This is a genomic window from Nostoc sp. JL34 (genome assembly GCF_017114945.1).
GTDB lineage: Bacteria > Cyanobacteriota > Cyanobacteriia > Cyanobacteriales > Nostocaceae > Nostoc.
On sequence record NZ_JABXKQ010000066.1, the window covers coordinates 115,283 to 131,826 of the forward strand.

The following is a 16,544-nucleotide window of genomic DNA, read 5'->3' on the forward strand; positions in this document are numbered from 1 at the left end:
CTCTGTTAAACTGAGAACCATAAATAAAATCTCGTATACTTTGGCAAACTTATGGAGCCAGTATCACTGACAGCCGCTGCGATCGCAACTTTGGTAATCACCAAAGCCTTTGAAAAAACTGGGGAAATCATCGGCGAAAAGGCTTGGAACGAAGGCGAAAAGTTGTTAGTTCTGCTCAAACGCAAGGAACCTAGCACGGCGAAGGTTATTGAACAGGCTAAAACACAACCTTTAGATTATGGTCAAGCTTATCTCATTGGGCAGCAGGTAGAGGAAGCGGCGAAGAAAGATCCTGAGATTGCTCAAGCTGTGGAAGCTGTAGCCAATGAAGCACAAACGCAGATTAATCAAATAGTTATAAAAGGAATTCTGGTAAAAGGTAAAGCTAAAGTCGGTAATATAAATTTGTCAGCCACAAGAGACGGTTCAGTGAATCAAGAAGCGGTGGTTGATTCTCAATTTGGCGGCGATCTTGATCTTGGTAATGTGGACATGAAAGTCTAAAATCATGAGCAAAAATCACAGCCCAGAAGAAATTTTACAGAGCATTCTCCGAAATGTACAAGTAGGCGGCAATCTGACTACAGGCGATATTACCCAAATCCTGAATTTACTGGTTATTATTCAACAGCCAGACGTTTTCAAACCAAAGGAAATTCCTCAAAATATTCCTCGTGGTAGTATAGTCAAGTTTGTTGGACGTGCTGAGACTTTAGTGAGTCTGCACGAAAGGCTACAACACAGTTCTCAAGTGGTGATTGCTGCGATTGAGGGTATGGGAGGAGTCGGGAAAACAGAGTTAGCAACTCAGTATGCACTGATTCACCTGTTACTCAACACTTACCCAGGTGGTATCTGTTGGTTACGCGCTAGAGATGAAGATATTGGGCTTCAGATATTGCAGTTTGCCATAGCTAAGTTAGGACTAAAACCACCAGAAGATTGGGATTTACCAAAGCAAGTTGATTTTTGTTGGTCACGCTGGCACGATGGGAATGTGTTGGTAGTGCTGGATGATGTCAACGATTACCCCAAAGTAGAGCAATATTTACCACCACAATCACCCCGGTTTAAGCTGCTAATTACCAGCAGGTTACAGTTAGATTTTTCCCAGTCATTTACTCTAGATGTTTTAAGTGAGTCCGCAGCACTGGAACTTTTACAAGAGTGGGTGGGAGCAGAAAAAGTCGCACGAGAATTAGAAGATGCCAAAGAAATTTGTCAGCGTTTAGGTTGTTTACCTTTGGCGCTGAATTTGGTGGGGAGGTATGTGAAAAAGCGGAAAATCTCTTTAGCAGAAATGTTGCGGCGGTTAGAAGAAAAAAAGTTAACTCATGAATCTTTAGCACGGGATGAAAAAGACTGCACTTGGACGCTGAATGTCAAACGAGGTGTTGCTGCTGCTTTTGAGTTAAGTTGGGAAGAATTAAATGATGATGCCAAGGAGTTAGGTGTTTTACTGAGTTTATTTGCTTTAGCTCCTATTCCCTGGGGACTGGTAGAAAGTGTAGAAATGGGGAAAGATGCTGAACAGTTGGAAGATAGCAGAGTTGAGTTAGAGAGTTTGCATCTGCTTCAAGGTGAGGACAGCTACCAACTACATCAACTCATTCGGGAATTTTTTCAACTCAAGCAGGCTGAGTTCAATCAAGTGGAGGAATTAAAGCGATCGCTTTGTCGGGTAATGGTAGCAGTTGCCAAAGAAATTCCTTACACCCTTACCCTGAAGCAAATTAGCGATGTCACCCCCGCTATACCTCATATAGCTGAAGTAGCGAACAATCTTATTCAATACGTCAGCGATGATGATCTAACTTTACCTTTTATTGGTAACGCTCGATTTTACCAAGGTCAAGGGTTGTATAACCAAGCTTTACCTTGGTATAACCAGTGTCTAGAAGTTACCAAAAAACGCTTAGGAGAGGAACACCCATTTGTTGCAGAAAGCCTCAACAACCTAGCTTTACTCTACGAATCTCAAGGCAGATACAGCGAAGCCGAACCTCTTTACATCCAAGATTTGGTACTCACGCGTAAGCTGCTGGGCGAAGAACATCTAGGTGTCGCCACTAGCCTCAATAACCTAGCTGTACTTTACAACTCCCAAGGCAGATACAGCGAAGCTGAACCCCTTTACATCCAAGCTTTGGCACTCACGCGTAAGCTGCTAGGCGAAGAACATCTAGATGTCGCCCAAAGCCTCAACAACCTAGCTGTACTCTACGATTACCAAAGCAGATACAGCGAAGCCGAACCCCTTCACATCCAAGCTTTAGCACTCAGGCGCAAGCTGCTAGGAGAAGAACATCCACATGTCGCCTCTAGCCTTAACAACCTTGCGGGACTCTACTTTCCCCAAGGCAGATACAGCGAAGCCGAACTCCTTTACACTCAAGCTTTGGCACTCAGGCTCAAGCTGCTGGGAGAAGAACATCCAGATGTCGCCCAAAGCCTCAACAACCTAGGGTATCTCTACTCTTTTCAAGGCAGATACAGCGAAGCCGAACCCCTTTACATCCAAGCTTTGGCACTCAGGCGCAAGCTGCTGGGAGAAGAACATCCATTTTTTGCCATTAGTCTTAACAATTTGGCAAAACTTTTTCACTTACAAGGAAGTTATACCGAAGCCGAACCATTGTATCTGCAAGCATTAAAGATTTTTGAGCAACAATTACCGATGAACCATCCTTGGACTGTTAAGTGTCGTGAATATCTGGCAAATCTTCGCGATCGCCTCCCTCCAAATCCAGAATAAGCTAGTTTTGTGCAAAGCGCACCGTGATAAAACTGAAAAGTGCGATCGCCTAGACTAAAATTCATATTGAATAAGTAAAAATGCCTGATTACTTATTCAAAAGTAGCTTTTACTTCCTCAAAAGCAGCTTTCAATTTCGCATTTTAGTGTTTTCCACAAGCAAAAGCAGCTTTTACTTTCTCAAAAGCAGCTTTTAATCTCGCATTTTAGTGTTTTCCACAAACAAAAGCAGCTTTTGCTTTCTCATTTTGGTGTTTGACGCAAGCAAAAGCAGCTTTTACTTTCTCAAACCCCAGTTTGCTTACTAATTTGAGTAATTCACGCATTCATTTTGGTATATCGTTGAGCCGAAAGCTGGCAATCGCACTTATGCAGTTGTGAATGATAGAGAGATGCAGCCCCCGCAATAAAAAATCAGCTACGATAAATCATATAATTATCTTCACAAAACATAGCAATGTTAATTACATACACTGCAAAATATACAAAAACTAATAGCGGATATATGGGACAACTCATTGAATGGCAAGAAGTCATTACAGAAGGAGAAACCTTAGAAGAATGCAGGGCTATGTTACAAGACGCAACCAAAGAAATGATTCTTGCCTATCGCCAACAAAAGAAAGAAATTCCCATAGGTGATTCTTTGCTCGAACAAATTCCTATAGAGGTTTGAGTGTGTCAGTCAAACGAAAAGAGCTAATTAAATACTTAGAACAAAATGGCTTTTATTTATTAAGGGAAGGAGGAAATCATTCAATTTATACTAATGAGATAAAAACTCTTCCTGTAAAACGGCATCGTACCATTGATCGTATTACTGCTAATGAGATTTGCAAACAAGCAGGTTTATTACCTAATTTTTAACTGATCTGTTAGTTCATAGTGAAACACTAAAAGCAAAGGCTACCCTAGAAATCAGTATCACTCAAACCTTGAAGTTTCAACTATGATAGCCTCGCCCCAACAAAACTACGTCACCGTTGAAGAATACCTCCAAATGGAGGAACAGAGCAATATCAAGCATGAATACATCGACGGCTACATCTACGCAATGGCTGGAGCGCTAGATCCACATGTTACCATTGCTGGAAACCTGTTTGCTCTCCTCCGTAATCATGTGCGCGACTCTGGTTGTCGTGTTTACATCGCTGACATGAAAGCCAGAATCGAATCTCTGAATCGCTTTTATTATCCCGATGTGATGGTTACTTGCGATCAACGAGATCGAGAAACACCAGGTTATAAAAGATTTCCCTGTTTAATTGTCGAAGTTTTATCTAATTCTACCGAAGCCTTTGACCGGGGCGACAAATTCGCCGATTATCAAACACTCGAAAGTCTGCAAGAGTATGTTTTAATTAATACAAAACGTCAGCGAGTTGAGTGTTTTCGCCGCAATGAGCAAGGGTTGTGGGTTTTACAATCCTACACAGCAGAGCATCAATCATTTCGACTCAACAGCGTGGATTTTGAGGAAACAATGGCAGCACTTTACGAAGATGTGATTTTTGAATAAGCTGTTACATATACAACTTGCACTATCAGGGCGCTCATGTTGCCCACCCCACAATCATATTGAAAAAAATATTAGTGCAAATTAAAGGCACAACAGCTTAATCAACTCATGATTGGGTATGCTACACAATTTTTAGTAAACTAAATATCTATTAATATCTTCAAGGCTTCCTAACCCGGCGGAGGCATTGAGCAAAACAGACACAATTGATTGCATAAAAGTTATGGCGCTCATAGTTCAGAAATACGGTGGTACATCTGTCGGTTCAGTCGAACGGATTCAAGCTGTTGCACAGCGTGTTTATAAAACTGTTAAAGCTGGAAACTCTATCGTCGTAGTGGTTTCGGCGATGGGCAAAACCACCGATGGACTCGTCAAACTAGCTACTGAAATTTCTCCAAATCCTAACCGCCGGGAAATGGATATGCTGCTTTCTACTGGTGAACAAGTAACCATCGCCTTACTCAGTATGGCTTTGCAGGAACTCGGACAACCCGCAATTTCTATGACTGGCGCTCAGGTAGGAATTGTTACTGAAGCCGAACACAGCCGCGCTCGGATTTTGCATATTGAAACTACTCGCCTAACTCGCCACATAAATGCAGGTAAAGTAGTTGTAGTAGCAGGGTTTCAAGGCACATCCAGCGCCGGAGAGATGGAAATTACCACTTTGGGGCGCGGTGGTTCTGACACCTCAGCAGTGGCGATCGCAGCCGCATTAGGAGCAAGTTTTTGTGAAATTTATACAGATGTTCCAGGGATTCTCACTACAGACCCCCGCTTAGTTGCCGAAGCCCAGTTGATGGATGCCATCAGCTGCGATGAAATGTTGGAATTAGCTAGCTTGGGTGCAAAAGTGCTGCATCCCCGGGCTGTGGAAATCGCTCGTAACTATGGTGTACCCCTGGTAGTTAGGTCTAGTTGGACAGATCAACCAGGGACTTGGGTGACATCAGCCAAACCCCAAGGGCGATCGCTAATCAATCTAGAAATTGCCCGTCCAGTAGATCATGTAGAATTTGACACTAACCAAGCAAAGGTCGCTTTGTTGCGCGTCCCCGACAAACCAGGCGTAGCAGCCAGATTATTTGGCGAAATTTCTCGGCAAAAAGTAGACGTAGATTTGATTATTCAGTCAGTTCATGAAGGTAATAGTAATGACATTGCCTTTACTGTCACCACACCAATCTTAAAACGGGCAGAAGCAGTAGCAACAGCGATCGCCCCAGCACTGAGAAGTCAATCGAACCCCAAGTTGGAAGAAGCCGAGGTAATGGTAGAACATAACATTGCCAAAGTCAGCATCGCAGGCGCAGGAATGATTGGGCGTCCTGGTGTCGCGGCAAAGATGTTTGCCACATTAGCCGAAGCAGGCGTGAATATTCAAATGATTTCCACCAGCGAAGTGAAAGTAAGTTGCGTAGTTGATGCCGCCCAATGCGATCGCGCCGTCCTAGCACTCCGTACCGCCTTTGAAATTGAGGCAGGGGAGCAGGGGAGCAGGGGAGCAGGGGAGAGTGCGTGTATAGATTCCCCTCTGCCCCTCCGCCCCTCCGCCCCTCTGCCCAATTGTCCTCTAGTTCGCGGTGTCGCCCTCGACTTAAAACAAGCGCGTCTTGCTATTCGCCAATTGCCAGATCGGCCAGGGATGGCGGCAAAATTGTTTGGATTATTAGCACAGCATAATATTAGTGTTGATATGATTATCCAATCTCAGCGCTGTCGGGTGATTGATGGGGTTCCCAGGCGAGATATTGCCTTTACAGTCTCGCAGATGGACGGGGAAAGTGCAAAAGAAATGCTGATCCAAGTAGCGGCAGAATTAGGATGGGGTGAAGTTGTTTTAGATAGTGCGATCGCTAAGGTGAGTATTGTCGGTGCAGGTATGGTAGGCCAACCAGGTGTTGCCGCAAAAATGTTTGAAGCGCTAGCCCAACAGCAAATTAATATTCAAATGATTGCCACCTCAGAAATAAAAACTAGTTGTGTCGTGGCGCAAGAACAAGGTGTTAAAGCTTTACAAGCCATTCACACTGCTTTTGGACTGGCTGGTAGTGAGAAATTTGTTGTGCCAGCATAGAACTAAATTTGGAATTGCTGATTATCTATTTTTGGGATGCCATTTTTCCATCATGGCTACTATTTCCGAAAGTCGGCGTTCACCACACCAAACTAAATCAAGTTTTTTCAGTTGTTCGAGGCTGATACCACCTTCTTCGTCGGCAATGTGGTGATATTCTTTATCTCCCATTGCTGCTAATAAATGCCCAAAGATAATCATTTCATCGAACTGGGGATTTGTCTCTGGATCGTTCAAGATTAGCATTGCTCGTTCCTGGGACAGTTCTTGAAGAATATTGAAAATAAATCGTGTGGGAAAGTCCGCATCCTGAAGTTGAGGGTGACGCGACACTAATCCAGCCAACAGCACTCCTAGATAAGCCGCTGCTTGGGAATTATTTAGTACCTGCATCTGTTGGCTGGCAATCTCAGTCAAATTGGTAAAAAATGCACACCCTAACTGCTGTTCAATGGTAGTAACTGGATCTAAGATTAGCGAGGATTCTAACTGTGCTTCAAATGATGCCCGATGCTCCTGTGGCACTTGGCTAAGTAAGATTTGCTTGGCGCGATCGTTTACAATAATCCTGCTATCAGATCCAAAGCTAAAGTCTTTGCCAGGTTCTAAACCCGCACCCAATAAGGTTTGAAAGACGTTACTTTGAGCTTTTTCCCCCATCTGTTGATATTGGGCTTGTCCAAGAAAAATTTGACAAAACCAACTGTGGCTGTCAGAATCGCATTCGAGCATTACCTGGTTAACAATCAAATTAGTTAACTTATCCGATCCCAGAATAGGTTGCCACTCTCCAATCAAACTCTTAACGGCAGATGTATCGCGTTGATTCAGCGCCTTGAGCAATTGACGCTTCGCGGTAGCTGCTAAATCTTTTTTTTGCCTAAAGATGTTAATTTTCAATTTTCTATATAGGGTTATAGATAATTCAAATTCAAATTGTTATTTTTCTACCCCATTCGATGATTAGGTGTCATGAGTGGGATTGCTGAAGAGTAAGGAGCAAAATAACCCCCTTATATACGCATCCATCTTTTCAAGTTTCTTTTAATACACACATGCTACTTAAATTTGGTAATATGTAACCGTATTAAGTCTGTAACATTCCGCTCATCAATAACAATATTAGCTAATAACTAATACTTTTATCTGCCAAAATGGCATTGATTTTTTTAAAAAAATATTTTTTTTAAAAAAATCAATGCCAGCAATAACACGTCAGCTATAATCAAATAATTTATAAAACTATATTTATATTGATGAATAGTCATTTACTAGATGGACATTATCGAATACTAAAAGTTCTCAATGATGCGGAAAAGGGGAAAACCTATTTAGTTGAAGATGTTAATCTTCCTGACAGCCAATTTATAGTAAAGCAGTTACGTCCTCCTAGTAGCAATCCTCAAACTTTAACAATACTGCACCGCTTGTTTGCCAGTAAGGCAGCAACTTTAGAAAAGCTCGGACAGAAACACGATAAAATCCAAAAACTAATTGCTTATTTTGAAGAAAATGAAGAATTTTATATAGTCCAAGAATTCATATCTGGTAATCCTTTCAGTGACGAAATTATCCCGAAAGAAGCTCTGAGAGAAGACCAAGTTATTACTTTTTTATCAGAAATATTAGAAAATTTGGTTGTTGTACATAGCTATGGCGTAATTCATCGGGACATTAAACCGACAAATATTATTCGCCGAGAATCAGATAAAAAGTTAGTTTTGATTAATCTAGGTACTGTTAATGAAGCCATTACTAATACCGTTGACAATCTCGAATATATGCCTATAGAACAAGTTAACGGCAACCTCAAATACAACAGCGATATATATGCTTTAGGGATAGTTGCGATCGCAGCACTGAGAGGTTTACCTGCAAACGAAATATCTAATTTGCGAAATCAGAAAAATCGACTGACGGGTGAAATAGTTTGGCGAAACAAAAATCTCAAAGTTAACAAAAAGTTAGCAAAAATTATTAATAAAATGGTGCGTTTTGACCATCGGAAGCGCTACCAGTATGCAACTGAAGTTTTAGACGATCTGAAAAAGTTAACAAATGTTGATGACGATCAGCAAAAACAGCATCAGAAAAAATTATTACTAGTTCTAACGGGAGTCGCTGGCTGTATCACACTTGTTGTTGGAGCGTTGCAATTTAGGTTGCCAAAACCTGTAAGTGACGCTGAACAGGCATTATACCAAGCGGGTGTAAATAAATATGATGCAGGAAACTATGAAGGAGCAATTGAAGATTTCAATCAGGTTATTGAATTAGATCCACAAAACGCTCTGGCTTATAATAGGCGAGGCGATGCTTATTATCGATTAGGAGACTACGAGCAAGCGCAAGCAGATTCTAGCCAAGCCATTTTGCTCAATCCTCAAGATGCTAATGCCTATTTTGATCGAGGATTTGCAATTTCTGAATTAGGTAAGTACAAAGAAGCGATCGCAGACTATACCCAAGCGATTAAGTTAAATTCTGAGAATGCTTATGCTTATTATGGCCGGGGGTTAGCCCGTGGTCAACTGAAGGATAATAAAGGAGCAATTGGAGATTTTAGCAAAGCGATCGCTCTCAAACCTCAGTATACCGAAGCCTACTTGCAGCGAGGGATTCTCCGCCGTCGTCTAAGACTTCCACAGGGAGCAATCCAAGATTTTGATCGAGTAATTAAGATTAATCCCAGTGACGCCAAAGCTTATTATCAAAGGGGTTTAACTCAATCTGTTAATAAACAAAAATATGCCGCAGTTAAAGATTATACAGATGCAATCAACATCAATCCCAAATATATAGAAGCCTATCTTAATCGTGGTGATGTTTACAGTGATTTGGGAGATAACCTTGAAGCTACTGAAGATTACAACACTATTTTACAGATTGATCCTAAATTTATTGCAGCTTATATTCACAGAGGTATTCACCACTTTTCTTTCGGAGATTATAAAGGTGCTATTGAAGATTACACCGCAGCCCTGAAACTAGATCCTAATAATATAGCAGTTTACAACAATCGTGGGAACGCCTATCTGGAACTGGGAAATAAAAAAGCTGCAAATCAGGATTATTCACGAGCGATCGCAATTAATGCTAACAATGCCTTAGCCTATTATAATCGGGGTGTAATTCGCACTAAGCAGAAAAATAAACAGGGTGCGATCGCAGATTTCAAAAAAGCTGCCAAACTATTCCAACAGCAAGGAGAAAAAGATAGTTATCAAGATGCACAGAGAGAAATTGCAATTCTGCAAAATAATTCTGCACCAGCACCAACTACTCGCCCGAAATCCGGGAAAATAGAAAAAAATTGAAATTATGAATTACTTTGACATTTTATCTGTAGTTGTAGTCAAATAAATTATAGCTCAATATGAGTCACCGTGTTTTCTGACGACTCAATTAGGATTGCTATATGCTAATTCTCCTGACTTTTTATCCAGATAACCTGGAAATATTCACTAGTAGAGATGTCGATACAGTACTGAAAAGAATTGATAGTTCTCAGAATATTTGGTTGCGCTGTATTCACTTCCGCGATCGCACTGGAACAGCCAGAATTATCAAGCACTTTGGACTCAATCCATCTCGTGTTAACATGATTTTCAACCATTCCCCTCTAGGAATTGATGAAGACGTAGAAGATTGTTTGTTTGACAGCTATGAAATCCTAACTCCTCAAATAAAAAATCACGAGTTTGAGGTTGTGTGTGGCAATATTGTGGTTGGAAATAATTTCATCATCACTTTTGAAATTACTGAACTAAAAATTCTCAGCATTCTAGCTAATAATCTCCAAAAGCGAACTCTAGATATTCAAAAATTGGGAATTGACTATCTTTTTTATCTCATATTTAAAGATATTTTGAATAATTACGAAACTGTATTTAACTATATTTCTAGAAAACTTGATGATTTAGAAGATGAAGTTTTAGACAATTCCGGTGATGAATCAACGTATCAAAAAATTGCCACCATGAGGCAATCCACTCGTTCTGGACGCCGTAATTTTCAAAGCATCAAGTTACTTATGGCTATTATGGATAATGAAGATTTCCAATGGATCAGTCAGCCAGTGAAGGAACTATTCAATCAAGAATTGGTTCATCATGTTGATAAACTCTGGCAAGAATATCAAGCTCTAAGAGCCTGGATGTCAGAATTAATGGAAATTCAACGCGATAATATTGCTAGTAAAACCGGTGAACGAATTAATCGCCTGACTATTCTCTCGACCATATTCTTACCAATCACTTTTATGTCTGGTTTCTATGGGATGAACTTCAAATATATGCCGGAATTAGAGCAACCTTGGGCTTATCCTGTTGTGATATGCGTGATGACATTAATTGTGATTGGTAGTATTGTCTATGCTAAACAACAACGTTGGTTGTAGCATCTATAAAGTTACGAACAAAAAGAACCCCGCCTGCTTGAAAAAGTCGGGGTTTTTAGCCCGTCGGTGGAGAGCAAATCAAATAGGATTCCTATATATACTTTCTGTAAGTAGACTGAATCCACCCTAAAACGGTAAAAAAACGTGAATTTACCATTGATTATTCGTGCTGAAGAACACAACGATAAAACAGCGATTCTCGTTCCGAGAGGCTGCGCCAACGCGACAACGGATGGAGCATTTAGCTATCAGGATTTGCTCCACACTTCCAGTCAAATAGCGACAAGTCTTCTTCAAAATGCAGAAGATTTACAGGAACAGCTAGTTGCCTTTCTCATCCCGCCTGGGTTTGAGTATGTAGCCACTCAATGGGGAATTTGGCGGGCTGGTGGTATAGCTGTACCTCTGTGTATATCCCACCCGCGACCAGAATTGGAGTATGTAATTACTAATTCGGGAGCATCGATTATTGTTGCTCATCCTAATTTTGAGGATATACTGCGAGCGATCGCTACTGAACACAATTTGCGATTTATCCCCACTTCAGAAACACTCCCATCTAATATTGGTCGCCTCCCAGAGGTAGATATCACTAGACGCGCCTTAATTCTCTACACCAGCGGTACAACGGGTAAACCAAAGGGTGTAGTTACGACTCACCAAAATATTCAAGCGCAAGTTACTAGCTTGGTTACCGCTTGGGAATGGACATCTAGCGATCGCATTTTACATATCCTGCCCCTACATCATATTCATGGAATTATTAACGTACTGACTTGTGCTTTATGGGCTGGGGCGGAGTGCCATATATTGAGCAAATTTGATGCAGAAACCGTTTGGAACCGAATTTGTGACGATGACTTAACCCTATTTATGGCAGTACCAACCATTTATGTAAAGCTAATTGCTGCTTGGGAAACTGCCTCTATGGAACGCCAAAAAAGGATGTCAGAAGGCTGTGCTAAAATGCGTCTGATGGTTTCTGGCTCGGCAGCATTACCAGTTCAAGTTTTAGAAAAGTGGCAGACTATCAGCGGCCATTTTCTGCTAGAACGCTATGGTATGACCGAAATCGGTATGGCACTATCCAATCCTTTACATGGTGAACGGTTGTCTGGATATGTTGGTAAACCTCTACCTCAAGTTGAAGTAAGATTAGTAGATGAGAACGGAGAGTTAGTTTCACCCGGAACCCCAGGAGAGATCCAAGTGAAAGGCCCTGGAGTGTTTCTAGAATATTGGCAAAACCCTGAAGCAACCGCCAAAGCCTTCCAAGATGGCTGGTTCCGTACTGGAGATACCGCCGTAGTTGAGAACGACAACTACCGAATTCTGGGACGGATGAGCGTAGATATCATCAAAACTGGAGGGTATAAAGTTTCAGCTTTAGAAATTGAAGAGGTATTGCGATCGCATCCAAATATTCAGGAATGTGCAGTGGTTGGGGTTGCTGATTTAGAGTGGGGTGAACGGGTGTGTGCCGCGTTAGTATTGCAAGGTTCACAACCTTTAACATTACAAGCTTTCAGGAGTTGGGCAAAAGAGCGATTGGCTGTTTATAAAGTGCCAACCCAAATTTTGATAGTTGAAGAATTACCGCGTAATGCGATGGGGAAAGTGACTAAGCCGACGGTGGTTGAGCTATTTTGCTGATAGCGATCGTTAACGCCCAATTGGGCTTGTCCTCTCCGAGATTCTTGTGCAGCACATGAGCGGGTAGGCGGTGACTCACGCGCAGTTCTTGCAAGATTGACTTCGGGTTCTGAGCAAGAGGCCTGACAAGTCGATGAAGCGGACGGACGAAATATGTTGGTAAGGCTGCTGACGTTGCTTGCCGCCGCTTATCTTAGTCGTTAGATTGCCAGATCACAGAAATTCAAAAGGCTTGATAGATCAAAATATGATCGCTCTTCCCTAACTGGTTCCTCACCTTTTTGGGGTATCCTTCGGTGTTTTGAGTGGATACCAGAAGAGGTTTTACTGGATAAGTGATCTCTTCGGATAACATGAGAAAGTCAACAGCTTAATGCCAATATGAGCGAAACTGTTTACATCGAAACCAGTATTGTTGGCTACTTGACTGCTAGACCCAGCAACAACTTGATTCTGATGGCTAATTTAGAAGCTACGCGGGAATGGTGGGACACACGTCGCGATCAGTTTATGCTCTACATTTCTCAAGTGGTTTTGGATGAAGTAGCACGAGGCGATACAGAGATAGCAACAAAGCGACTTGAAATAGTGCGTGATTTTCCTTTGCTTGAAGTAAGTGAAGCTGTTCAAAATTTAGCAGCACAATTTATCGCAAAAAGTAGCCTTCCACCGAAAGCCGCTGACGATGCGCTTCATATTGCTGCGGCTACAGTTTACGGATTGGACTATCTGTTAACGTGGAACTGTAAACATATTGCTAATGCTCAAATCCAAAAAAAGCTAGCCCAAATCAGTCTTGATGCCGGATACGAGTTGCCAACCCTTTGTACACCCTACGAACTAATGGGAGAGTAGATATGTGGAAAGATGAAATTCTTGAAGAGATTTATAGAATACGAGAAGAACATGCAAAGGCTTTCAACTACAACTTACAAGCAATTTGTGATGATTTGAGACAAAAGCAAGCTGCAAGTAATCGGCAGATCATTTCACAGCCACTCAAACAATCCAGTGAGCAAGATAGCAAGTCGCAATACCCAACTAACTAAAAGTTATCTGTTAGGTGTTGCGGTCTATCTGGGGTGAGAGGAAAGAGTTCTTGGTGTCGATTTAGTTGAAGTTTCACCAGAGGAAGTTCAGAAGGCGCTCCTTGGTTTTTAGCTGCCTCGCCTAACAAACGCTTGCACCGGACGGTCGATATACGCTGATGCTGAGTTACACTTTATCTGCCGTCGGTGAAGCTAGCCGTTAGACTACCAACCCGCATTATATCGAAGGGATTAAGCAATCAAAGAAGGAGCGCCTACCTAATTTCTCACCCCTTTGGTGTTTTGGGCGGACACCAAAAGAGATTTTTACTAGACACACCAAGGGATTCCAAAATTCCTCGCATTACCTCTGTGCAGTACATCCAGTGTCCCAAATCGTCATACATGCGATCGGGATTAAACTCGACATTGTAATGCAGCACATTGGGAAGGTCTAAAAACTGATCATCGCTTTGGCGAGAAAGAAGCAAGAGATGAAATGGCTTCCCCTGGCATTGTTTTTCCAGCTTGTTCACCAAATCTATCACACCACCGCGATCGCTAATTCCTGTGCGGACAAAAAGTACTTTGTCGCAATGCCGCAGTGCGTACCAAAACCTTTCAGAGCGCGCTGTGTACCGAACGCGCATCCGTTCATGGACGGGAGACATATCGCCCGTTGGGTCGTCTGTCTCTTCAACTTCATGGGCAAAGGATAAACCTGACCACTTACTATGGTAAATTCTGCCTGCTTCTAGGCTGTAGTGGAGGAAGGCAGGGTTCCACATATCAGCAAAACCGTTTTCGATCGCATCTGCAACATCTGCAATATTGGTGGTGCGTGTCAAATCAAAGGGAAAGGCGGGGCCATCATACTCCATTTTATACAGCATCATGCGGACGGCACAGCGATCGCCAAGGGGAAGAATCGCCACACGGCTGATATCCGATAATTCACATTTGTATCGGAAAAACACCGCAGACTTAGGTGGTGCTTTCACCCGGCTTTCTAGCCCATCCTTACCAATCATCATCGTGCGAAAAGGGACATCGGGATAAAGCGGATCTTCATAAACACCCGATGGCATAGCTTTAAGTGCGTTGCAAACCTCCGTCCACATCGGCTGGATGTTGTACTCGTTATCTGATTCGTTGATTATCCAGATGTGGCGATCGTCCGCTTGCAAAATCCCCAGATGTCCGTCATAGAATAAAACGTTGTTCTGCGAAAAGAGATTGAAGGCGGCGCTATATTCTAGATCGGTATTAGGGGGGATGTTTATTGTAGTTGCGATCGCGCCATCCTCTTGCACGGCAAAGAAAGGGAGTGTTCCTGGCTTGACAGACTTCGCAATGTAAATACCTGGTATCAATCCTGCCTGACTTTGTAGTACAGTTTGTAGTTTGTGCCAATAGGGAGCGATCGTGTAGCTGTATTGCGATGTATTAACAATCCGTAAACGCTTTTCTTCTATACAGACAGAGACATGAAAGCCTCCATTATCAAAGTAGATGGGAAATTCATTCGGTTGCTGGAAGCGTTGTTTTTCTTTTGCTAATTCGTCTTTGTCGATGTCGAATAAATGGTGGTCGATCTGCTGATACATGAGGCTGTGACCGACTGTATTCGGGTGAGCCTGATCAAATGATGTCCCCGCTTTCCATCGTCCTTGCCCATCATCCAGGGCTGTGAACCAATCCAGTACAGTCACGCCCCAACTTAGCATCCGTTTGTGTGTGTCTCGGATCAGCCGGTAATGTTCTAAGGAATAATCACCGTTGGGATAGACTCCGCCTAGAATCGGGATTGCTCCGATGTCGCGGGTCATTTTCACAAGCTGCTGCAAGCCACTTTCAAACCGCCGCTGTACTGCCCGCCGTTCATGAGGGGAACAGTAAGCTAACCCTTCGTTACCCAGAGATAGGGCAATGATGACGATATCCGGTTTTTCTGGGGTGACAAACCAGGGGAATCGAGCGATCGTTCTGCTGACATTCGCCCCCACCTCCGACACATTTACGAGTTGATGCCCATATTTTTGCTGTAAAGCCTGTGCCAATAGCCAGACCCAACCTTGCAAAAACCAGGCTTTATGACCTAATGCAACGGAACTACCAATGACTACGATTTTTAACCCTTCAGACTCTTCATCTAGGGGTCTTTTAACAGCAGGCTTCTCAAGGTATCCAAAGGGGTAAGGTTGTAAATAACCGAATGCACCATCATCCACAATAATTGTGTTGGAATGATCCTTATGATCAACCGGAATCCATCGGTTTATATCTCCTAAGCTCTCCCATCGGGCGTTGCCGTTTGCATCGAGAAGCACGTACTTATACTCAACTCTTTGGAGATTGCCTGAGTCTTGAATGTCAATATCTATCCACCATAAAGGATAGCGATCGCTACTTGTACGCAGATTCACACATTTTCTGATATCCCAAAATCCCAACTCTGGAGTAGAACCGACAAGACCAATGGATTCGCCCGTTTGAGTGTATGCACTGATCTGGAATCGATACATAGAGTTTATCCTGATTTAGTGAGTACGATACCAAACACAAAGGCTAAATCTTTAAACCTGCTTTGACGATATCACATAGAACTTTTAAAAGTCAGGTATTAATCTTGTCGAGTATACTGAAGCTCTGATTTACATCACCCAAAGCTACCAGAGGTCAAGTTTTTCAAACATTAAATCGGATTTTTATAAAAGATTTAATACTGATTAAGTAAAAGATATTGCATTTCAATTCTTGTTACAACCAAGAAAAAATCAAGAAAAGGATAAGATTAAGTTAAATTTTTCCTTCACAAGTCCTTGGTAGCGAATGCTATCTATTCAGGGTAACCAACATTTACAGATGATAAATGCGATCGCTTACCATCCTAGTAGTAAAAATAACATGAGTTCGACGGCTCATGTAGTAACCGCCTAATTAGCTGAATCAAGAAATCTCTCGCCCTAGCTGTCAACTTTTGGTTGAGGCTTACTTGTGAGGTATTGTTTCGTCCCACTTACAATTCATGTGCCTGTTCTTAGCACCCATAATATCATGTTCGGGTAAAGACTTATCATTTAGACCGCAGGGGTGCAGGGGGCAGGGAG

Annotated in this window: 13 protein-coding genes; 11 read left to right on the forward strand and 2 right to left on the reverse strand. The window is 42.3% G+C overall.

The window, feature by feature from the left end:
* The first annotated feature begins 51 nt into the window (after positions 1-51).
* The 6 genes from HWQ44_RS14085 (at position 52) to HWQ44_RS14110 (ending at position 6,354) form a co-directional block, all read left to right on the forward strand.
* A complete protein-coding gene (locus tag HWQ44_RS14085) occupies positions 52-504 on the forward strand; it encodes a hypothetical protein (RefSeq protein ID WP_292719494.1) in 453 nt (150 codons plus the stop codon).
* Between the two features lie 4 nt (positions 505-508).
* Complete coding sequence (locus HWQ44_RS14090; RefSeq protein ID WP_292719496.1) at positions 509-2,755, forward strand: tetratricopeptide repeat protein; 2,247 nt, start codon at positions 509-511, stop codon at positions 2,753-2,755.
* A 505-nt stretch (positions 2,756-3,260) separates the two neighbouring features.
* Complete coding sequence (locus HWQ44_RS14095) at positions 3,261-3,431, forward strand: type II toxin-antitoxin system HicB family antitoxin (RefSeq protein ID WP_292719498.1); 171 nt, start codon at positions 3,261-3,263, stop codon at positions 3,429-3,431.
* A 2-nt stretch (positions 3,432-3,433) separates the two neighbouring features.
* On the forward strand, positions 3,434-3,622 hold the full coding sequence (locus HWQ44_RS14100) for a type II toxin-antitoxin system HicA family toxin (RefSeq protein WP_041565576.1): 189 nt from the start codon (positions 3,434-3,436) through the stop codon (positions 3,620-3,622).
* Between the two features lie 82 nt (positions 3,623-3,704).
* Positions 3,705-4,274 carry a Uma2 family endonuclease gene (locus tag HWQ44_RS14105; RefSeq protein WP_292719500.1) on the forward strand — a complete coding sequence of 190 codons (570 nt, stop codon included), beginning with the start codon at positions 3,705-3,707 and terminating at the stop codon, positions 4,272-4,274.
* A gap of 223 nt (positions 4,275-4,497) precedes the next feature.
* Entirely contained in the window at positions 4,498-6,354 is a 1,857-nt protein-coding gene (locus HWQ44_RS14110; protein ID WP_292719502.1) for an aspartate kinase, read from the forward strand.
* 21 nt (positions 6,355-6,375) lie between these two features.
* On the opposite strand, the gene HWQ44_RS14115 is transcribed toward HWQ44_RS14110, so the two are convergent.
* Complete coding sequence (locus HWQ44_RS14115; protein WP_292719504.1) at positions 6,376-7,254, reverse strand: hypothetical protein; 879 nt, start codon at positions 7,252-7,254, stop codon at positions 6,376-6,378.
* A gap of 356 nt (positions 7,255-7,610) precedes the next feature.
* Between HWQ44_RS14115 and HWQ44_RS14120 the strand changes: the two genes are divergently transcribed.
* The 5 genes from HWQ44_RS14120 (at position 7,611) to HWQ44_RS14140 (ending at position 13,455) form a co-directional block, all read left to right on the forward strand.
* Complete coding sequence (locus HWQ44_RS14120) at positions 7,611-9,671, forward strand: tetratricopeptide repeat protein (RefSeq protein ID WP_292719506.1); 2,061 nt, start codon at positions 7,611-7,613, stop codon at positions 9,669-9,671.
* Between the two features lie 101 nt (positions 9,672-9,772).
* Positions 9,773-10,753, forward strand: a complete 981-nt coding sequence (locus tag HWQ44_RS14125; RefSeq protein WP_292719508.1) for a CorA family divalent cation transporter — start codon at positions 9,773-9,775, stop codon at positions 10,751-10,753.
* 144 nt (positions 10,754-10,897) lie between these two features.
* Positions 10,898-12,406 (forward strand): acyl-CoA synthetase, encoded by a 1,509-nt coding sequence (locus HWQ44_RS14130; RefSeq protein WP_292719510.1) that lies wholly within the window; start codon positions 10,898-10,900, stop codon positions 12,404-12,406.
* 381 nt (positions 12,407-12,787) lie between these two features.
* Positions 12,788-13,261 carry a type II toxin-antitoxin system VapC family toxin gene (locus HWQ44_RS14135; protein ID WP_292719512.1) on the forward strand — a complete coding sequence of 158 codons (474 nt, stop codon included), beginning with the start codon at positions 12,788-12,790 and terminating at the stop codon, positions 13,259-13,261.
* A gap of 2 nt (positions 13,262-13,263) precedes the next feature.
* A complete protein-coding gene (locus tag HWQ44_RS14140) occupies positions 13,264-13,455 on the forward strand; it encodes a hypothetical protein (RefSeq protein ID WP_292719514.1) in 192 nt (63 codons plus the stop codon).
* 266 nt (positions 13,456-13,721) lie between these two features.
* Here HWQ44_RS14140 and HWQ44_RS14145 read toward each other — a convergent pair whose 3' ends face one another.
* On the reverse strand, positions 13,722-15,959 hold the full coding sequence (locus HWQ44_RS14145; protein WP_292719516.1) for a DUF1796 family putative cysteine peptidase: 2,238 nt from the start codon (positions 15,957-15,959) through the stop codon (positions 13,722-13,724).
* Between the last annotated feature and the right edge of the window lie 585 nt (positions 15,960-16,544).